The following is a 19572-nucleotide window of genomic DNA, read 5'->3' as shown; positions in this document are numbered from 1 at the left end:
CGTGAAGGGACCCTTCACGGACTCTGAGTCTGTGAAGGGTCCCTTCACGGACCCGAAACCGGGCCGGCGCACGCCACGAGGTGGTCGCACACACCTCCGCATCGCCCGCTGCCGGGTCCCCGACCAACTTTGCCGGAGCCTGCTAACCCGACTCACCGCACGCGATTTCACGATCGGAATGCGCTCTTCGCCGGCACTGCCGAGACGGGAGAGCACCGCCGAACCCGGACGTGCGGGCACACCTCGACTGTCCGCTGTCCCGATCGAGGCAAAGCGTACGTGTACGTTAATTTCCCCGAGAGAACCACCGACACACTCCCCACCGACCCGGCAAACCTGTCCCGGCGGGCAAAACACCAGGTACCGGCACCTGATGTGGCCCACCGCGCCGTTGCACGGTCACGCCGGGAGCGCGGCAGTCTGCCGCGGCACCGCACCGTGACCGGCCCGCCACGGAAAATGCGGATCCCGTCACCTTGACGCCGCCCGCGCGCCCGGCGAGAGTGTGCAGGAACCACACGTCGGCCTGCGGAGGAACCCGGTGCGAGTCCGGGACGGTCCCGCCACTGTGACCGGGTGCCCCGGCACCCGGGAGCCAGGAACTCCGGGCCGGCGTGCCCGACGACCCGGGGCGCGGACACCCCGAGTGAGGAACCCCCGTGATCCTGCTGCTGTCCACTTCGGACACCGATCTGCTGAGCGCACGGGCGAGCGGGGCGGACTACCGGCTCGGCAACCCGTCCCGGCTGCCGCTCACGGACCTGCCGGACCTGCTGGACGGCGCGCCGATCGTGCTGGTCCGCATCCTGGGCACGCCGCGGACCTGGCAGGAAGGCCTCGACACGCTGCGTGCCTCGGGTGCGCACGTGATCGTCCTCGGCGGGGAGCAGACCCCGGACGCCGAGCTGATGAAGCTCTCCACCACTCCGGCGGGCATCGCCGCGCAGGCGCACGCGTACCTCGCGCAGGGCGGGCCGGAGAACCTCACGCAGCTGCACCGGTTCCTGTCCGACACGCTCCTGCTCACCGGCGAAGGCTTCGAACCGCCCGCCGAACTTCCGTCGTGGGGCGTCCTGGAGCGGCCGGCCCCCGCGACCGACGGTCCGGTGATCGGGATCCTGTACTACCGCGCGCACCACCTGTCCGGGAACACCGCGTTCGTGCACGCGCTCGCCGACGCCGTCGAAGCGGCCGGTGGGCGGGCCTTGCCGATCCACACCGCATCCCTGCGTACCCGTGCCCCGGAGATGATGGCCGAGCTGGGCAAGGTCGATGCGTTGCTGGTCACCGTGCTCGCCGCGGGCGGCACGCGGCCGTCCGAGGCAGGTGCGGGCGGGGACGACGAATCGTGGGACGTCGCGGAGATGGCCGCGCTGGACGTTCCGGTGCTGCAGGCGTTGTGCCTGACCAGCGACCACGAGACGTGGCAGGAGAACGACGAGGGGCTCTCGCCGCTCGACGCGGGCAACCAGATGGCGGTCCCCGAGTTCGACGGCCGGATCATCACCGTTCCGTTCTCCTTCAAGGAATTCGACGACGACGGTCTCCCCCGCTACGTCGCCGACACGGAGCGTGCCGCGCGCGTCGCCCGGATCGCGCTCGCGCACGCGCGCCTTCGGCACACCCCGCCCGCTTCCCGGCGGATCGCGCTGATGCTGTCGGCGTACCCGACGAAGCACTCCCGCGTCGGCAACGCGGTCGGTCTCGACACCCCGGCATCGGCGATCAAGCTGCTGCGGCTGATGCGCGAACGCGGCTACGACCTCGGCGCCCAGACGTTCCCCGGCGTCGACCCGACCGGCACCGACCAGCCGGACGGCGACGCGCTCATCCACGCGCTGATCGAAGCCGGCGGCCAGGATCCGGAATGGCTGACCGAGGAGCAGCTGGCCGGCAACCCGATCCGGGTGCCCGCCGCGCAATACCGCTCCTGGTTCGCCCAGCTGCCCGCCGCGCTGCGCGAGGCGATGGAGGAGCAGTGGGGCCCGGCGCCCGGCTCGCTGTATGTCGACACGTCGGCAAACCCCGAGGGCGACATCGTGCTGGCGTCGCTGCAGTCGGGCAACGTCGTGCTGATGATCCAGCCGCCACGCGGGTTCGGGGAGAACCCGGTGGCCATCTACCACAACCCGGACCTGCCGCCGAGCCACCACTACCTGGCCGCGTACCGCTGGCTGGAAGAGGAATTCGGCGCGCACGCCGTGGTGCATCTCGGCAAACACGGTTCACTGGAATGGCTGCCCGGCAAGACCGCCGGGCTGTCCGCCGAGTGCGCCCCGGACGCCGTGCTCGGCAATCTGCCGCTGGTGTACCCGTTCCTGATCAACGACCCCGGCGAGGGCGCGCAGGCGAAACGGCGGGCACACGCGACGATCGTCGACCACCTGGTGCCGCCCATGGCGCGCGCCGAATCGTACGGCGATCTGGCCCGGCTGGAGCAGCTGCTCGACGAGCACGCCAACATCGCCGCGATGGACCCGGCGAAGCTGCCCGCGATCCGCGCCCAGATCTGGACCCTGATCCAGGCCGCGAAACTGGACCACGACCTCGGCGTCGAAGCCCGGCCGCACGACGCGGAGTTCGACGACTTCCTCCTGCACATCGACGGCTGGCTGTGCGAGGTCAAGGACGCGCAGATCCGCGACGGCCTGCACATCCTGGGCGAGGCGCCGGTCGGCGAGGCTCGGGTCAATCTGGTGCTGGCCATGCTGCGCGCCCAGCAGATGTGGGGCGGCAAGCAGGGCGCCGTGCCGGGCCTGCGATCCGCACTGGGGCTGAAGGAGAACTCCGACGCCCCACTGTCCGAAGTGGACGCCATCGAGACCACCGCCCGGTCGCTGGTGGCCGCGATGGAGGCGCGCGACTGGTCGCCCGCCGCCGTGCCCGCCGTGGTCGCCGAAGTCTGTGAAGGGAACCTTCACGGAATCAGCGTCCCTGAAGGTGCCCTTCACAGCCCTTCCGCTCAGGTTGCCGCGGTACTGGCCTTCGCCGCCACCGAGATCATCCCGCGCCTGGCGGGCACCTCCGGCGAGATCGACGCGGTGCTGCACGCACTCGACGGCGGGTACATCCCCGCCGGGCCGAGCGGTTCGCCGTTGCGCGGCCTGGTGAACGTGCTGCCGACCGGCCGGAACTTCTACACAGTGGACCCGAAGGCGATTCCCAGCCGGCTGGCGTGGGAGACCGGGCAGGCACTCGCCGACTCGCTGCTGCGCCGGTACCGCGAGGACAACGGTGACTGGCCCCGTTCCGTCGGCCTTTCGGTCTGGGGCACCTCCGCGATGCGCACCTCCGGCGACGACGCCGCCGAAGTCCTCGCTTTGCTGGGCGTGCAACCGATCTGGGACGAGGCGTCCCGGCGCGTCACCGGCATCGAGGCCATCCCGCTGTCCGAACTGGGCCGCCCGCGCATCGACGTGACCGTGCGGATCAGCGGCTTCTTCCGGGATGCCTTCCCGCACGTCATCACCCTGCTCGACGACGCCGTCCGCCTGGTCGCGTCGCTGGACGAGCCGGATTCGTCGAACTACGTCCGCGCCCACGTCGCCGCGGACGTGGCCGCACACGGTGACACCCGCCGTGCGACGACCCGGATCTTCGGCTCGAAGCCCGGCGCCTACGGGGCCGGCCTGCTGCCCCTGATGGACTCCGGAAACTGGCGCGACGACAAGGACCTGGCCGAGGTCTACGCGGTCTGGGGCGGTTTCGCCTACGGCCGGGACCTCGACGGCCGCCCCGCCCGTGAGGACATGGAAACCTCGTACAAGCGGATCGTGGTGGCCGCGAAGAACACCGACACCCGCGAACACGACATCGCCGACTCGGACGACTATTTCCAGTACCACGGCGGAATGATCGCCACTGTCCGCGCCCTGACCGGCACCGCGCCCACGTCCTACGTCGGCGATTCGACCACCCCCGACGCCGTGCGCACCCGCACCCTCGGCGAGGAAACCGCCCGCGTGTTCCGCGCCCGGGTGGTGAACCCACGCTGGCTGTCGGCCATGCGCCGGCACGGCTACAAGGGCGCCTTCGAACTCGCCGCGACCGTCGACTACCTCTTCGGCTTCGACGCCACCGCCGGCGTGGTCGGCGACTGGATGTACGAGAAACTGACCGAGTCCTACGTCCTGGACGAGGTCAACCAGCAGTTCCTTCGGGACGCCAACCCCTGGGCCCTGCGCGGCATCATCGAACGCCTCAACGAAGCCGCCGACCGCGGACTCTGGTCCACTCCGGACCCGGACCTGCTGGCCCGGATGCGCGAGGTATACCTGACCTTGGAAGGCGATCTGGAGAACGACTGAGGTGCCGGTCCCGCCGGGGTTCCCTCTTGGCCCGGCGGGCGGTGTCGGGCTCGAGCGGGTGTCCTGAGGAGAGCCCGGACGGGTGTCGCGGGACAGGTGTCCGCGGGACGGGTGCCGCGGGACGGGTGTCGCGGGAGGGCCGGGGCGGCTGGTCGCAGCGAGGGCCGTCCTGGCAGAGGGCCGCGGCAACCGGTCACGGCAGCGGCTACGGGGTCACCCCGGCAAGGGCTGTGGCTGCCGGGGCCGGCATAGGCTGTGCGCTGTCCTGGCAGGAAGCTGGGGCCGTGGGTTTCCCCGGCGGGTTCTTGGCGGACTTCCCGACCGAGGGCGGAGGCCGCGGATTTCGCTCGGCGGGCGTTAACGAACTCTCCAGCAGAAGGCTGTCCGGGCATTTTCTGCCGGTCCCCACCGGCCCCACCAGCACGGTTTCCGGGTGGCGCACACCGGACCACCCCCTCCGGCGGTCCTCCCCCGAATGTCCGGAAACCGTTGCGCCGCAAGGGTGAAGTGACCCCTCCGGATTCCGGCATTACTCCCGAACACCCCAGCCACCGCCAGTTCCCGCCATCCGGCGTCTTGACTTGGCAATGGTCTAGTCCAATGCTTATCGCACTCGTCCGCTCGACAGCCGGAGGACAGATGCAACGAAGCAGACTGGCCGCCCCCTTTGTCGCCGCCATCACCGTGCTCGGCACCGCCGGTGCACTGACCGCGACGGCCCAAGCGCAGCCCGAAACACCGTCACTCAGCAACAATTGGTACGCGTCCGCGCCGTACCTGATGCCGCAGAACAACAACCCGCCCGACCCGGTGACCGTGATGAACGCGACCGGGCAGAAGGCCTTCCAGCTCGCCTTCATCCTCGCCCCCGACAGCGGCGGCTGCACACCGACCTGGAGCGGCACGACTGCATTGCCGGACGACGCCGCGGTCGCCGGCGCGATCGGCAAGATCCGCGGCAACGGTGGCGACGTGTCCGTTTCCGTCGGCGGTTACACCGGCACGAAGCTCGGCCAGACCTGCGGCACGGTGGACGCGACCGCTGCCGCATACCAGCAGGTCGTCACGAAATACCAGCTCAAAGCCATCGACTTCGATCTGGAAGAACCGGAATACGAGAACACCGCGGCCATCGCCAACGAATTGGGTGCGGCCAAGAAACTGCAAGCGGACAACCCCGGATTGTTCGTTTCGGTGACCATGCCCGGCACGTCGGCAGGCACCGGCTGGTTCGGCACACAGCTGCTGGATCAGGCGAAATCGATCGGTTTCACCCCGGCGAACTTCTCGATCATGCCGTTCGACGGAGGGTTCACCGGCGCGTCGGCCCAGGTTTCGGCACTGGAAGCGTTCCACGGACTGCTCCAAAGCCACCTCGGCTGGGACAGCGCGACCGCGTACGCACACGAAGGATTTTCCGGAATGAACGGAAAGTCCGACGCCGCGGAAATCTTCAACGTCTCGGATTTCCAGACCGTCTACGATTACGCGACGACGCACCACCTCGGCCGATTCACTTTCTGGTCGGTGAACCGCGACCGTCCCTGCGTCGGCACGACAGACAACGGCGTATGCTCGAACGTCCAGCAGAACGACTGGGACTTCACAAAATTCACCACCAAGTTCGCCGGCGCCGCGCCGCCGCAAACGAACCCGCCCACCGACCCACCGGGCACCTGCAACGCAACGGAATGGCAGAAGTCCCAGGTGTACACGGGCGGCAGCACGGTCAAGCACAATGGACACAAGTGGACCGCCAAGTGGTGGACGCAGGGCGAAGAACCTGGCGCCACCGGTGCGTACGGAGTCTGGACCGATAGCGGCGCCTGCTGACCCCGCAGCCGTGCCCGCCGCACCTGGCGCGGCGGGCACGGCACAAACCTTTACTCGGCAACGAAACCCGTCAGGGACGTACGCCCGGCAGGTGAGTATTGGCCCGGCGTACGTCCGCAGCCAGCGCCGGCACCTCGATCACCCGCCGCCCAGCCGCCGTGAGCCACTCCACCCCTTCGCAGTCAACGAAAAGCGACGGCTCCCGCCACGCCATGACCACCCGGGAAATCGGGCTCTCCAGAATCAACTGCGTACAGCTCTTCGGATGCGACGCGCGCGCACTGCACGGCTCGAGTGAGCTGTACATGGTCGCCTCAGCCAACCGCGGATCGTCCGGCGCCACCTTGGACAGCGCGGCCTCCTCGGCGTGATTGCGCGGGTCGCCTTCGCCCGAATGCCCGGTCGCGAGCACCGTTCCGTCCGGCAGCCCGATCACCGCCCCCACCCGAAACGTCGCGCTCGGCGGACACCGGTCGGCAAGCTCGATGGCATCCCGCAGCCGCCGCACGTCAAGCGCCGAAGGTTCGTCCGCCGCCCGATAATGCAACACGGCCACGTCACCCAGCCGCCCTACCCCGGTCAGCTCCAACGGCCGCGGAAACGCCCCACCCGCCAAGAACCGAGGCGCCCGCGGATCCCCGACGATCAGCGGCGCAACCGCAAGCCGCACCTCATCGGCCAACCCCGCGTCGAGGAACTGGGTGTGCACTGCCCCACCCCCCTCGACCAGCAACTTCCGGACCCCCCGCGCGGCGAGATCGTCAAGCACGTTCCCCAGCCACCGCGCTGTACCGCTCCCTGCCGCCCCGACCTTGGCCGGCCGCTCCCCACCTGTGGTTGCGTCGGTCCCAGCGCCCCCCTCCGCACCTTCGGACGGCGGGATGGTCACCACGGTGGCCACCCCAGCCAGCCCATCAGCGACCCCCGGCGGCGCGTAGACCAGCTTCGGCGCGTCACCGGTTGTGAAGAAGCGGGCGGCCGGGTCCAGATCCCCGCCGGCGGTGACGGTCGCCTTGATCGGCTGCTCCGGTTTGCCCGCCGCGAGACGCTCCTGCCGCAACTTGGCGGAACGCACGAGCAGCCGCGGGTTGTCCGCACGCACCGTACCCGCGCCGACGAGGATCGCGTCGGCTTCGGCGCGCAACCGGTCCACCTCGGCGAAATCGTCCTCATTGGACAGCAGGAGCCGAGTGTCACTCGCGTCGTCGAGATAGCCGTCGAGGGACTGCGCCGCCGACAGCAGGACGTGCGGCCGCTCGGTCATCATGCCCGATCGATGGAGTGCATGCGGTCCCCCGAATCAGGTCACGCCGGCAACACGGCGTATTGGCGGACGTACAGATCGGTGTAGGTCACCGGCCCTCGTGGTCCCGGGACCCGGTCCAGGTTGATCCCCGTCTCCGGAACGGCGAGCAGCTTGAACCCGTCGAGCAGCCGGGTCGGCGCGTTCCAGAACACGCCGGTGCCGGTGTAGCCGTCGAAGAACGCAGTGGCCGCTTCCGGATCCTCGGTGGCGATCCCCGCCGCGAGACCGGACGTTCGCTCGTTCGCGATTTCGACGGCGTCGGTGAGATCACCCACCTTTTCGACCGTAACGGTCGCTTCTCGCTCCGAATCCAGCGCCCACTCGTAGCCGATCGGGTGCTCGTGCGGAGCAAGCGACGGGGTGACCCCACGTTCGGCCAGTGCCGATTCGATCAGCGGCCACACCGCATCGTGCACTCCCTCGTGGATCAGCAGCAGGTTGAGCCGGTTGCAGACCCCGAGCCGATCGAGGCTCGCGTACACGAGGTCGCGCGCCTTACCGGCGTCAGCTGCGGCATCGATGTACAGCACGCCCCCGCCGTCCGCATGCGCGAGCGTCCGCACGCCGTGTACCGCAGCCTCGGTGGCAAGGGCGCGAGTGCTGTCACCGCTACCGCGCAAGATCACCAACGGCACCAGGCCCGGCAGCCGCACCAGCACCGACGCCGCCTCCCGCTCGACCCGCGGCACGAGCTGCACCACGTCCGGATCGATCCCCGCCCTTTCGAGCGCCGATGCGATCACCACGTCCCGCAGCCGCTGCGCGGACCCGAGCGCCGCCGAGCCCGTGCGCAACACACCGCCGTTACGCGACTTCACCAGCTGCGAGGCGACGTCGACAGTCACGTTCGGCCGCGCCTCGTAGTTGGCCCCGATCACCCCGACCGGACGGCGCCGTTCGACCAGTTTCAGCCCACCGTCCAATGTGGACACGTCGACGGACCGCTCCTGGTGCGGCGCCCCGGCCAGCAACCGGAGCTGCCCGGCCATCCCGTCAAGCCGCTCCGGCGTGATGGTGAGCCGGTCGAGCAACCCGGCGCTCATCCCGTCCGCCTCGGCCTTGGCGACATCGGCCCGGTTGGCGTCGAGCACCACGTCGCGGTGCGCGACCAGCCGCTCGGCCATGCCCAGCAGCGCCGCGTCCACCGCCTCGTCGCCGGCCGCCGCCAACGACGGCGCAGCCGCCTTCGCCGCCCGAGCACACTCCTCGACGGCCTTCGCGACCTCGTCCATCGTCTTGCTCCCTCCGCAGGTCAGGCAGATACCCAGTCTGCCGTATCCGCCCACATCGGAAGACGACGGGCTCATCCCCTCGGGACGCAGGCCACAGCCACGAGGTCACTCGCCGCGAGTGGCCTCCCCACCACCGTCAGGCACGGCAACCACACCCGACCCGCCGCGAACACAAGGCCGACAACGCCAACCCACGCACAGGTCCGCCTGCCCCGCGCATCTCACGCCGCAGCCGTGCCCGCGCCAGGGCCGCTGCGCAGGCCGGCACGAAGCCGTCGGCACCGTCAGCGTCCACATCGTGAACGTCCACAAGCGCAAGTGCCGGTAGCCGAGGCAAGCACCACAGCCAACGTCCAGAATCAACGCAGGCTGCCAGGAACCCGAGCCCCCATGCCACCGCAGGATGTCCACGACCCGAGCACCCGAGATCAAGCCGGATGTCCACGACCCGAGCGTCCAGACCCCGGCACAGGCCGCAAACAGCCCGAACGCCCCGGGCTGCCGGCATACAGCGCAGGCGTACCCCAGCCCGCCAAGGTCGACAGCGCTGATTCACCTCAGTCAGTAGCCAGCCGGCAACGCGAACGCCCTCAATCGGCCAGCGGTTGCAGCAACCACAGCCCACCTGCGACAACGCAGCTGAGGGTCAGCACCCCGAACACCAGCACCCACAGCACCGCGGGCACGCCGGTGAGCCGGCCCAGCTGATCGGCGTCGGAGTCACGGGCCTGGCCGAGCCGCCGCTTCACCTGCAGTTCGACGATCGGCCGGACCCCTCCGAACAGCAGGAACCAGGTCAGCAGGTACACGAACGGCGCCTGGACCACCGTCGGCGCGACCAACGCCACCAGCCCCAGCACAACCGCGCTCGTGACGACCGTGAATACGCCGTGCGCATTACGCACCATGATCAGCACGCCCAGTAGCAACAGGGCGACCAGCACGAGCACTGCAGTGACCAGGTCCGCACCGATCAGGGTCGCGAACAACAGACCCAGCACCGAGGGCGCGACGTACCCGGCCATCGCGGTGAACGCCATGCCTGGCCCTTCGGCCCGGCCACGCGAGACGGTCACCCCGGAGGTGTCCGAGTGCAGGCGGATCGACCGCACCCGACGGCCCACCAGAACCGCGGCGAGCGCGTGACCCGCCTCGTGGACCAACGTGACCACGTTGCGCGCGAATCGCCACGGCGTCCCGCCGACAAGCACGATGAGCAACGCAACCACCCCGGTCGCCAAGGTGATCACGCTTGGCGTGTTCGCCTGATCCAACGCCGCACCGACCGTTCCGGCACCCGCCGCCGCAGCGGCACCGGACAGATCTCCGGCAGCTGGGCGAGCACCGAGAACCGACGAAGCAACGAAGGCGGTAATCACGCCGACACCTCACCACAGATCGCATCTGGCCCATGTGAGCGCCCAGGCGCGGGTCATCCGCAGCTGTTCGGTATAGGCGGGGCCTCAGTTCATGACGGCTACCTCCTCCCCAAAGTTGCCTGCGTCAGCCGATTTCGTCCGCTCTCACCTTCCTTCCCGGACTGGCCGGCCCCGGTGGAGCCGGAGGAGGTAGGCCACCCACGACCGGTACGGCCGCCATTCGCCGGCCAGCTGCTCGAGTTCCGGGACAGAGGTGCCGGCCGGCAACCGGTACTGCTCCCGCATCGCCTGGTGGAGATCGGTGTCCGCGCGTGGGAACAGATCCGGGTGCCCGGCTCCGCGCTGCAGGACCTGTTCGGCGGCGAACGCGCCGATCCCGGGTATCGAGCAGAGCTCCGCCAGAGCGTCGGCAATGGGCATCGCACGGAGGTACTCGGCGTCGAGGAGTCCTTCGCTCGCCGCACGCGCCACCGCACGCAGTCGCGCGATCCGGAACCGCCCCAGCCCAGGTTCGTCCGACAGGCAGACCAGCGCGGCCGGCGAAGGAAAAGAGGCCAAGCGGAAATCCTCGTACTCGACGATCCGGCCATGCCGCTCGACGAGCCGCGCCCGGAACCGGTTTGCCTGCCCAGCACGCATACCTTGGGTGAGGACCGCCCAGCAGGCTGCCTCGTAGGGTGACGAGGACAGCACTGGACGCACTCCGGGATGGCGGGCCATCAGCCGCCACACCACCGGATCCCGGACCGCCACCTCCGGAAAACCCGACCCGTCTGCGTCCAGTGACAAAATCCGGCTCACCTGTCCGACGACGCGAGCGGCCACCTCCACCGGCGCGATGACCTCGACCTCCACCGTGCCCGGCGATCTCCGCCGAACCGCGGCACCGGTGTGCAGCCAGAGCCCGTCCACCGGGAAGGCCAGGCGTATCGCGTCCGGACCGGAGCCAGGGCACCGGCGGGCCGCGGCGGCCGGATCGAAGGCACCGTGCACGGCGATCTCACCGATCGGCAGGTCGATCGGCAGCAGGATCGGGGCACTCATCTGTCGTCCTCCTTGCTGGCCTCCGGGTCGGAGACCGTGCCTATGACGTTAGACAAGAAATCGACCAGCGGGCGCGTCGAACGCCTGATCGGCGCTTTATTCACCTGAACGAGCTATCTGATCGGGCGAAATACCGCCGGTGTTCAAAGGAGAGGACCGCCGCGCCCCAGCATCCGAGCGCCCAGGAGCGGCTCGCCGCCCTGGGCACGAGCCAGCGTGGCGAGGTGGTCTTGGATGTCGCCTGTGGCACAGGCCGTTTCACGCACGCCTGCGGCGACGCGGTGGGTCCAGATGGGCTCGCTGTCGGTCTCGATGGCGCCGTCGGCATGCCTTCGCGCGCACTCGACGAACCCGTCGCCTACCTTCGCGCCGGTGCGGTCGAGCCGCCTCTCGAATCGTCCACTGTGGATGCAGTCTGCTGCTTCGCCGCACTGCACATGTTCGCCGAGCCCGAAACGTGCCTTCGGCTCCTTCACCCGGCTTCTCCGCCCGGGCGGCCGAATCGTGCTGCTCACCCAGTGCCCGCCGAGACTGGCAACCTGCCCGATTCGTTGACACAGCAGGAGGAATCGCCAGCGGGCAGCGAATGTTCGGCCGCGGGGAGATCGCGTGCACGCGGGTTCCATGACGTGCAGGATCGGTACTTCGGACTGGCTCAGCTCGCGTCCGGACGTCTCGCGAACGGGGAGTGATCGGTTTTTGTCGGACCCCGGGGTTAGCATTCGCCGCATGACCCACGCCGCACCCGTCCCGCCCGACGACAGCCACCTCCGCGCCCTGATCGAAGCCACCGCCGACGCCGTGGCCACCGCCGAGCCTCTCGGCTCCGGCCACGCCGGAGCACCGGGGGAAGTCCGTGCTGCCGTGGCACGAGAAGTGCACGCGCGGGCAGCCGAACTGGTCGCGCTCAGTCAGGATCTGCACGCACATCCGGAAGAGGGGTTCGCCGAACATCGTTCCGTGCAGGCGTTGGCGGAGTTGCTACGAGCGCACGGCCACGAGGTGACGGTCGGGCTCGGCGGTCTGGACACCGCCCTGCGCACCGAGAGCAGCGGCCAGGAAGGCCCGCACATCGCCGTTCTGTCCGAGTATGACGCCCTGCCCGGCTTGGGCCACGGCTGCGGGCACAACGTCATCTGCACGGCCGGCGCAGGCGGGTTCCTCGGCGCGGCAGCGGTCGCCGAGCAACTCGGCGGACGGGTCTCACTCATCGGCACGCCGGCGGAGGAAGGCGGTGGCGGCAAGGAAACCCTCGCCAGGGCAGGCGTTTTCGACGACGTCGACGCAGTGATCATGCTGCATCCGTTCAGCCATGACATCGCTTTGCACCCGTTCCTCGGGCGGCGTCAGCTCGAGATGGTCTTTCACGGGGTCGGCGCGCACGCGTCCGCGCAACCTTTCATGGGCCGCAACGCACTCGACGCCGCGGTGGCCGCTTACCAGGGTGTCTCCGCTCTCCGCCAGCAGTTGCCGTCGACCGACCGGGTTCATGGCGTGTTCACCGACGGTGGCGCGCGGCCGAACGTCATCCCCGCACGGGCGGCATTGTTGTTCTATCTGCGTTCGGCGGATCCGGAGACGCTGCGGGACCTCGCTCGCCGGATGACCGCGATCGCCCACGGCGCAGCCGAAATGACCGGCTGCGGGGTGGAGCTGCACTGGGATCGGCAGCCGGCGTACCTGCCGATCCGGTTCAACACCACGCTCGCCGGCCGGTGGACTGTCAATCAGGAGGACACGGGCCGTACCCCGTTGCCGCCGGGCATCGTGCCGGAATTCCTGACCGGATCGACGGATCTGGGCAACCTGTCGTACCGGATGCCCGCCCTGCATCCGATGATCGCCATCTCGGAGCCGACAGTCGCCTTGCACACCAAGGAATTCGCTGCGGCAGCCGGTTCCCGCGCCGGGAACAAGGCGGTCGTGGACGGCGCGCTGGGGCTGGCGCTGACGGCCGCGGACTATCTGGCGGACGCGGACCTGAGGGCGGCAGTGCACGAGGAATTCGAGGCGGCGGGAGGTGTATTGGACGTACCCGGGTTCTTCGACTGAGCTTCGCGGTGCCTTTCGCTGCCGGGAGTGCGAGGGGCGGGCCGGATCAGCTGCGGCGCCCAGGGTTCAACATGCAGGGGACGTACCCAGACGTGCACTCGCGCGGGGGTGAGGAGGAGACCAGCTGGGCTGGGCTGGGCTGGGCTGGGCTGGGCTGGGCTGGGGAAGCACGCCGGATCACGCCGCACGAGCGCCGCGGGACCGGCTGAGGAATGCCTGAGAATTCTCAGCTGATTCTTCTCAGCAAAGCCCCAGGGATTTCCACAGGATTCTCACAAGCTGGGGCGCGAATCTCGAGTCCATGAGCGAGAACGAGAGCCGGCCCGGCCCCGCCGCCTCCGGTGGGCACCAGCCGCACCAGCGCGATGAGCAGCAGTACGGGCAGTACGGACGCCAGCAGGCCGGGCCGTACCCGCTCCCCTCCGGACAGGCGTCGCCGCAGGGTGCGGCGGGAATGTCAGGCGGGCAGCCGTCGGGTTACCCCGGGCAGCAGGTCAGCCAGGCAGGTGGGCTTCCGTACACCGCATCAAGCCACGCAGGCAGCCAGCCTCACCCCACGGCCGGACAAGCCGCCATCCCACCGCATTTCGGCCAACCCGCGGCAGGTCCGGTTCTCTCGCCGTCCAGTGCACAACCTCCCGTCGCATTGGCAGGTCCAGGACGGAAGCGGGCGGGACGGATGACCGCGATCATCGGTGCGACCGCGCTCGCGGCGGCGCTCATCGGCGGCGGTGCCGGGGCGGCGATCGTCGGGCTTACGGGGAGTGACTCCGCCGGGTCGGCGGCCACTTCGTCGTCGGTCACCGGGCAGACGGTCAGCAACACCACGTCCTCCGGGGACGTCAGCGCGGTCGCGGCGAAAGTCGTGCCGAGCGTCGTGCAGGTCAACGTGACCACGTCGCAGGGCCAGGCGATCGGCTCCGGGGTCATCCTCACCTCCGACGGCCGGATCCTCACCAACGCACACGTCGTCGAGGGGGCCCAGAACGTCACGATCACTACGTCGGACGGGAAGAAATACCAGGCCAGCGTCGTCGGCTCGGACAGCAAGGGCGATATTGCGGTGCTGCAGGCCCAGGGCGCCGGCGGGCTCACCGCGGCCACGCTCGGGGATTCCAGCAAGCTCGTCGTCGGGCAGGAAGTGGTCGCGATCGGGTCGCCGGGCGGGCTGCAGAACACCGTGACCAACGGCATCGTCAGCGCGCTGAACCGGCCGCTGTCCGACGTCGGCGGCAACGAGCAGCAGCAGAGCCCGTTCAGCAGGCAGACCTCCAACAACACCTCCGCCCCGAGCTACACCGCGATCCAGACCGACGCCTCGATCAACCAGGGCAATTCGGGCGGGGCGCTCGTGAACGCCCAGGGCCAGGTGATCGGCATCAACTCCGCGCTCTACAGCCCCAGCGCGTCGGCCAACGGCTCGGCGGGCAGTGTCGGCATCGGCTTCGCCATCCCGATCAACGACGCGAAGACGATCGTGGACCAGATCGTGAACGGCTGACCGGACCCGGGACGGGCCGCGGTCGGGGCGGTCCGTCCCGCACCTCTGCTGCCGGGGCAGCACGGGAACCGAAGGCCGCTCTCCCCGGGAATCGGGGCCTGGGGAGAGCGGCCTTCACCGGGTCGGGAACCCGTCGATCACCGGCGCCGGTTGCCGAACAGGCCGCGCGTGATCTCCCGCCCCAGTGAACTCGCCGCCGAACGCATGAACGACTTGACCGCCGGGTTGCTGATCGCCTGCGCGATCAACCCCGGCTCTTCTTTCTCCTGCTTCGCGGCAGGCGCCTCGGGCGCAGGCTCCGGCGCCGACGGGGCCACCTTCGCCGTCAGCTTCTCGTATGCAGACTCCCGATCGATCGTTTCCGCGTACTTCCTGTGCAGATCCGACTCCGTGGCTGCGGCCTCGATCGCTTCGGCGCCTACCGAGCCCATCTTCGACCGCGGCGCACGCAGCCTCGTCCACGCCACCGGCGTCGGCGCCCCGCGCTCGGACAGCACGGTGACGACCGCCTCCCCGATGCCCAACGAGGTCAACGCCGACTCAAGGTCGTAGTGCGGGGTCTTCGGATACGTCTTGACGGTCTTGACCAGGGCTTTCTGGTCGTCCGGGGTGAACGCGCGCAAGGCGTGCTGCATCCGGGCACCGAGCTGCGACAACACGTTGTTCGGGATGTCGGTAGGCAACTGGGTGCAGAAGAACACGCCGACGCCCTTCGATCGGATCAGCTTCACCGTCTGCTCGATCCGCTCCAAGAAGGCCTTCGACGCGTCGGAGAACAGCAGGTGCGCCTCGTCGAAGAAGAACACGAGCTTCGGCTTGTCGAGGTCGCCTTCCTCAGGCAGCTCCTCGAACAGTTCGGCAAGCAGCCACATCAGGAACGTCGAGAACAGAGCCGGCTTCGACCGCAGGTTGTGCAGCTCCAGCAAGCTGACCACGCCTTTGCCGTCCTGCTGGCGTATCAAGTCGTGCACGTCGAGTTCGGGCTCGCCGAAGAAGTCCTCGCCGCCCTGTGCCTCCAGATTGGACAGCGCGCGCAGGATCACCCCGGCAGTGGCCGCGGACACCCCGCCGATGCCCTTGAGGTCTTCCTTGCCCTCGTCGCCGGTCAGGTGCGTGATCACGGACCGCAGGTCCTTGGTGTCGAGCAACGCGAGGCCACGCTGGTCGGCCCAGTGGAAGATGAGACCGAGCGTCGACTCCTGCGTCTCGTTCAAAGCCCAGCACCTTCGACAGCAACACCGGGCCGAAGCTGGTGATCGTCGCCCGGATCGGCGCGCCCTTGCCGCCGGTGCCCAGCGACAGGACCTGCACGGGGCTCGCCGCGGGTGCCCAGTCGTCGCCCAGCTCCGCGGCCCGCTTCGCGATCCGGTCGGTCGGCTCCCCCGCTACGGACAGTCCGGACAGGTCACCCTTCACGCCGGCCAGCACCACCGGCACCCCAGCCGCGGACAGCTGTTCGGAGATCAGCTGCAAAGTCTTGGTCTTGCCGGTCCCGGTCGCCCCGGCGACCAGGCCGTGACGGTTCAGCGTCGCCAGCGGCAACCGGACCGCCGCCGAGGACTCCGCCGTCCCGTCGATGACGACCGCGCCCAGTTCGACCGCGGCCCCGTCGCTCAGGTAGCCCCGCGCGATCTCCGCTGCTGCTTCCGACCCCTGCTCGGCCACCGACCGCACCCCGATTCTGAGTCCGAAATCACACTTTTCCGCTGGCCGCCCGAGCGTAACGCGCCGGAAGCCCCGGTAACGGCGCCGATATCCCCCGTGTCGAGTTAGGGTGATGCGGGTGAACGACCATCTTGTCTGGATCGACTGCGAGATGACCGGGCTCGACCTCGGCAAGGACGCGTTGATCGAAATAGCCGCGCTGGTGACCGACGCGGACCTCACCATCCTCGGCGACGGCGTGGACATCGTCATCCACGCCGACGATGCCCGGCTCGACGGCATGCCCCAGGTCGTCCGCGACATGCACGCCAAGTCGGGCCTGACCGACGAGGTCCGCGCCTCCGCGGTGACGCTGGCCGAAGCCGAGGAGCGCGTACTCGCCTACATCCGCGAGTTCGTCCCCGAACCGGGCTCCGCCCCGCTGGCCGGCAACTCGATCGCGACCGACCGCGGCTTCATCGCCCGCGACATGCCCGCACTGGACAACCACCTGCACTACCGGATGGTCGACGTGTCGTCGGTGAAGGAACTGGTCCGCCGCTGGTACCCGCGGATCTACTACGCCAAGCCGGAGAAAGGCCTCGCCCACCGCGCGCTGGCCGACATCAAGGAGTCGATCGGGGAACTCGACTACTACCGCAACGCCGCCTTCGTCCCCCAGCCCGGCCCGACCAGCGACCAGGCCAAGGCCACCGCCGCCGAAGTGCAGGAACGCAACCGAGGGTGACCCCCTGAAAGGGGTTGGCGAGCACCCGCTAAGATTGCCTGCAGCAAGATGGATCGCAAGATCGTCCTGCTTCAGATGGTGGCTGTAGCTCAGCTGGTAGAGCACCTGGTTGTGGTCCAGGAGGTCGCGGGTTCGAGCCCCGTCAGCCACCCCAGCACCCCGGCCCGTGCCGAGACTCTCTGGTCTCCGCGCGGGCCGGGGTTTTTCGTGCCCCGCCCGGCTCCACGGCAGCCCCTGGCCCGCGCACCCAAGGGGACCCCCCTGAAACGGCTCCTGAACGGGCTGCTAATCTTTCCCATGTCGCCAGGGAGACCACGGCGGCGGGAAACACCAAGCGCCATTAGCTCAATTGGCAGAGCAGCTGGCTCTTAACCAGCGGGTTCGGGGTTCGAGTCCCTGATGGCGCACAGTTCTGAATCGAAGCCCACCTGCAGGATTCCTCAATCACGGGGATCTTGCCGGTGGGCTTCGATCATGAGTGGGACCGGCGTGGGGCCGAATGCGGCCGCACCGGTCGATGTTGCTTCTTAGCCGCCCGCTCCCGGCTGCCGCGCCCCTTTCCGCGTCGGCGCTGCTTTCTCCTTCCTCGTTCTCGCAACGCGATCGCAGTGTCGCGGGCGGCCTCCAACACCAGCGCCGCGGTCGCCTCGGCAGCGCGATGAGCCAGACAGGGCAGCACGCTCGTGTAGGTGTCCGCTGTGAGCACAATGCTGGAGTGCCCGAGCATCGCCTGCACGACCTTCAAATCGTTGCCCGCAGCCAACGACAAGCTCGCCGCGCCATGCCGCAGATCGTGCAACCGGACCGGCGGCAAACCCGCCTCCACCAACAATCTCGTGAACGCGTGCGTCACATACCCCGGGCTCAACGGCCCGCCGTCCCGATTGGCGAACAGGAAACCGACCGGCTCACCACCATCACCTTGCCGCCGCTGCGATCGAAGCACCCGCAACGCCGCCACCAGGCCATGATCCAACGCCACCGTGCGCACGCTCGCCTCGGTCTTCGGCGGACACACCACCGTGCGGCCACCGCGGTCCTGGACCTGATGTGACACCTGCACCACTCCAGCATCCAGGTCGAGATCGCACCACCGCAGCCCCGCCGCCTCGCCACGCCGCAATCCGAGCAACGCCACCGCCAGATACAGCACGTACAACGGATGGCCACGGGCATGCTCCAAGAACTCGGCCGCCTGTTTCGCCGTCCACACCGCCACCGGCGGACGCTCCCCCGTAGCCCGCCAATGCGCCACCCGCGCATCCGTCCACACCACCGCACGCGGCCGCCGCCCCGAGGGCAACTCCACCAGATGCGCCGGATTCCGCTCGATCAAACTCACCCGGATCGCGCCGTTCAACGCCGCATGCAACGTGCCCCGGATCCGTACGAACGTCGCCGGCGACAACGGCCGCCGGCGCGCCGCGTTCGCCCGGACAAGCCCGACGAACATCGCCTGAACCCGCGCCACCGTCAACGACCGCAACGGCACGCTCCCCAGACACGGCTTCAGATAGTCGTCCACCTGCTGCGTGTACAGCCGACGCGTGTTGAAACTCAAGCTCTGCCTCATCTCCAGCCAAATGTCCAGCCACTGCCCCACCGTCACCGCACTCCGCCCCGGAACCACATCCCCGCCCACCAGATACGCCCGCGCCTGCTCCGCAGCCGCACGCGACCGAAACCCGCCGCGGCGCACCCGATGCCGACGACCATCCCGACCACACGACAACTCCAGCGAGAAATACCAACTCCCATGGCCCCGCTCACCCAACCGAGGACAACGCCCGCCACCCGCTTCACTTCGTGTCCTGCAACCGCACCGCTTGTACACCGCCGCTCGCCTCATCACGACCTCCTTGCCGAACACCCCAGCGTGCGCCTTCTCGTCTTAGATGACCACCAGCCTGCTGTGGATAACTGACGAATAACCCACGACGGCCCTTCCGTCGTTGAGCCTCGCGAGTACGACGCCGCGACCGTTCCGCGCAGCAGTCGACAATCTCCAAGCACTCGGCTCCTCCTGGCACTCGGAATCAGCCAATCTGGATCACCCAGGGTGTTGAGTCGATGGGCATCGGCATCACGGTTCGGCTCGGAGCGTCTCGGCGTTCGCCCGGCATATCAATGCTTCGCAGAATTGCTGGCCGAGTTCAGCCTCGCTGAAACAGTCCATAGAGCGTTATTCAAAACCCCAGGCTATTGAGAAGAAGAACAGTCCGCGCGTGGCGTCGTAGGCGTCGCGGTAGGTGGAGTAGGGGCGGCGGTAGTCGGTGTGAAGTATTCGCCAGTTTTTGAAGTGTGAGACGACTCGTTCTATGGCTGCGCGGAGGGCAGATATTTCGGCGTTACTTTCTTTGTCTCGTTTGCTGAGTTCTCCTCCTTTTGGCTTTTTTCGCGGGGTGACCAGGCTGGTGCCTTGGTAGCCTTTGTCGCCGATGCCGCCGCCGGAGTTTCGGACGATCTCAGCAATGGGTGTCTCGTCGAACGCCTTCTTGTCGTGCATTTTTCCGGGGAGTGGGTCCG

13 protein-coding genes, 2 tRNA genes, 1 pseudogene and 1 riboswitch are annotated in these 19572 nt (G+C 68.7%); of the genes and pseudogenes, 9 read left to right on the top strand and 7 right to left on the bottom strand.

What is annotated here, in order from left to right:
* Positions 1 to 531 precede the first annotated feature (531 nt).
* Positions 532 to 605, top strand: a riboswitch (cobalamin riboswitch).
* A 54-nt stretch (positions 606 to 659) separates the two neighbouring features.
* Together cobN and D5S19_RS29105 are read left to right on the top strand one after the other, a co-directional pair.
* Positions 660 to 4307, top strand: a complete 3648-nt coding sequence (gene cobN, locus D5S19_RS29110; RefSeq protein WP_120026571.1) for a cobaltochelatase subunit CobN — start codon at positions 660 to 662, stop codon at positions 4305 to 4307.
* Between the two features lie 639 nt (positions 4308 to 4946).
* A complete protein-coding gene (locus D5S19_RS29105) occupies positions 4947 to 6140 on the top strand; it encodes a chitinase (RefSeq protein WP_120026570.1) in 1194 nt (397 codons plus the stop codon).
* A 70-nt stretch (positions 6141 to 6210) separates the two neighbouring features.
* Here D5S19_RS29105 and D5S19_RS29100 read toward each other — a convergent pair whose 3' ends face one another.
* The 4 genes from D5S19_RS29100 to D5S19_RS29085 all read right to left on the bottom strand — a co-directional run bounded on the left by D5S19_RS29100 (position 6211) and on the right by D5S19_RS29085 (position 11101).
* Positions 6211 to 7404 (bottom strand): dihydrofolate reductase family protein, encoded by a 1194-nt coding sequence (locus D5S19_RS29100; RefSeq protein ID WP_120026574.1) that lies wholly within the window; start codon positions 7402 to 7404, stop codon positions 6211 to 6213.
* A gap of 41 nt (positions 7405 to 7445) precedes the next feature.
* Positions 7446 to 8678, bottom strand: a complete 1233-nt coding sequence (locus D5S19_RS29095; RefSeq protein ID WP_120026569.1) for an aldehyde dehydrogenase family protein — start codon at positions 8676 to 8678, stop codon at positions 7446 to 7448.
* A gap of 590 nt (positions 8679 to 9268) precedes the next feature.
* The gene (locus tag D5S19_RS29090) at positions 9269 to 9952 is read right to left on the bottom strand and encodes a M50 family metallopeptidase (RefSeq protein ID WP_233574233.1); all 684 of its coding nucleotides are present in this window, start codon (positions 9950 to 9952) and stop codon (positions 9269 to 9271) included.
* Between the two features lie 249 nt (positions 9953 to 10201).
* Positions 10202 to 11101 carry a DNA-3-methyladenine glycosylase family protein gene (locus D5S19_RS29085; protein WP_120026568.1) on the bottom strand — a complete coding sequence of 300 codons (900 nt, stop codon included), beginning with the start codon at positions 11099 to 11101 and terminating at the stop codon, positions 10202 to 10204.
* 224 nt (positions 11102 to 11325) lie between these two features.
* Here D5S19_RS29085 and D5S19_RS33415 point away from each other — a divergent pair, with 224 nt between their 5' ends.
* The 4 genes from D5S19_RS33415 (at position 11326) to D5S19_RS29070 (ending at position 14654) form a co-directional block, all read left to right on the top strand.
* Positions 11326 to 11793: a class I SAM-dependent methyltransferase gene (locus tag D5S19_RS33415; protein ID WP_325050334.1), complete on the top strand. Its 468-nt coding sequence runs from the start codon at positions 11326 to 11328 to the stop codon at positions 11791 to 11793.
* 37 nt (positions 11794 to 11830) lie between these two features.
* Positions 11831 to 13153: a M20 family metallopeptidase gene (locus tag D5S19_RS29075; protein ID WP_120026567.1), complete on the top strand. Its 1323-nt coding sequence runs from the start codon at positions 11831 to 11833 to the stop codon at positions 13151 to 13153.
* A gap of 71 nt (positions 13154 to 13224) precedes the next feature.
* A complete protein-coding gene (locus D5S19_RS32205) occupies positions 13225 to 13362 on the top strand; it encodes a hypothetical protein (RefSeq protein WP_158605671.1) in 138 nt (45 codons plus the stop codon).
* Between the two features lie 92 nt (positions 13363 to 13454).
* Complete coding sequence (locus D5S19_RS29070; RefSeq protein ID WP_199730763.1) at positions 13455 to 14654, top strand: S1C family serine protease; 1200 nt, start codon at positions 13455 to 13457, stop codon at positions 14652 to 14654.
* A 137-nt stretch (positions 14655 to 14791) separates the two neighbouring features.
* On the opposite strand, the pseudogene D5S19_RS29065 reads toward D5S19_RS29070, so the two are convergent.
* A pseudogene (locus D5S19_RS29065) lies at positions 14792 to 16319 on the bottom strand (helicase HerA-like domain-containing protein).
* Positions 16320 to 16437: 118 nt separating this feature from the next.
* Between D5S19_RS29065 and orn the strand changes: the two are divergent.
* From orn to D5S19_RS29050, 3 genes are all read left to right on the top strand, one after another.
* The gene (gene orn / locus D5S19_RS29060; RefSeq protein ID WP_199730762.1) at positions 16438 to 17046 is read left to right on the top strand and encodes an oligoribonuclease; all 609 of its coding nucleotides are present in this window, start codon (positions 16438 to 16440) and stop codon (positions 17044 to 17046) included.
* A 78-nt stretch (positions 17047 to 17124) separates the two neighbouring features.
* Positions 17125 to 17200 (top strand) — tRNA-His (locus D5S19_RS29055).
* A 180-nt stretch (positions 17201 to 17380) separates the two neighbouring features.
* Positions 17381 to 17453 (top strand) — tRNA-Lys (locus tag D5S19_RS29050).
* A 65-nt stretch (positions 17454 to 17518) separates the two neighbouring features.
* Here D5S19_RS29050 and D5S19_RS29045 read toward each other — a convergent pair.
* Together D5S19_RS29045 and D5S19_RS29040 are read right to left on the bottom strand one after the other, a co-directional pair.
* The gene (locus D5S19_RS29045; protein ID WP_147397528.1) at positions 17519 to 18895 is read right to left on the bottom strand and encodes a tyrosine-type recombinase/integrase; all 1377 of its coding nucleotides are present in this window, start codon (positions 18893 to 18895) and stop codon (positions 17519 to 17521) included.
* A gap of 333 nt (positions 18896 to 19228) precedes the next feature.
* A partial coding sequence (locus D5S19_RS29040) for a transposase family protein (protein ID WP_147397527.1) occupies positions 19229 to 19572 on the bottom strand: 344 nt, incomplete at its 5' end.

The organism is Amycolatopsis panacis (assembly GCF_003600245.1).
Lineage (GTDB): Bacteria > Actinomycetota > Actinomycetes > Mycobacteriales > Pseudonocardiaceae > Amycolatopsis > Amycolatopsis sulphurea.
Note: the sequence above shows the minus strand (reverse complement) of the source record. Positions and strands in the feature narration are given on the sequence as shown.

What these genes read in the sequence shown, in the direction of transcription:
- D5S19_RS29070 (WP_199730763.1), top strand. Translation starts at nt 13,455, where the DNA reads ATGAGCGAGAACGAGAGCCGGCCCGGCCCCGCCGCCTCCGGTGGGCAC.
- D5S19_RS29105 (WP_120026570.1), top strand. Translation starts at nt 4,947, where the DNA reads ATGCAACGAAGCAGACTGGCCGCCCCCTTTGTCGCCGCCATCACCGTG.
- D5S19_RS29045 (WP_147397528.1), bottom strand. Translation starts at nt 18,895, where the DNA reads ATGAGGCGAGCGGCGGTGTACAAGCGGTGCGGTTGCAGGACACGAAGT.
- D5S19_RS32205 (WP_158605671.1), top strand. Translation starts at nt 13,225, where the DNA reads ATGCAGGGGACGTACCCAGACGTGCACTCGCGCGGGGGTGAGGAGGAG.
- D5S19_RS29085 (WP_120026568.1), bottom strand. Translation starts at nt 11,101, where the DNA reads ATGAGTGCCCCGATCCTGCTGCCGATCGACCTGCCGATCGGTGAGATC.
- D5S19_RS29075 (WP_120026567.1), top strand. Translation starts at nt 11,831, where the DNA reads ATGACCCACGCCGCACCCGTCCCGCCCGACGACAGCCACCTCCGCGCC.
- D5S19_RS29100 (WP_120026574.1), bottom strand. Translation starts at nt 7,404, where the DNA reads ATGACCGAGCGGCCGCACGTCCTGCTGTCGGCGGCGCAGTCCCTCGAC.
- D5S19_RS29095 (WP_120026569.1), bottom strand. Translation starts at nt 8,678, where the DNA reads ATGGACGAGGTCGCGAAGGCCGTCGAGGAGTGTGCTCGGGCGGCGAAG.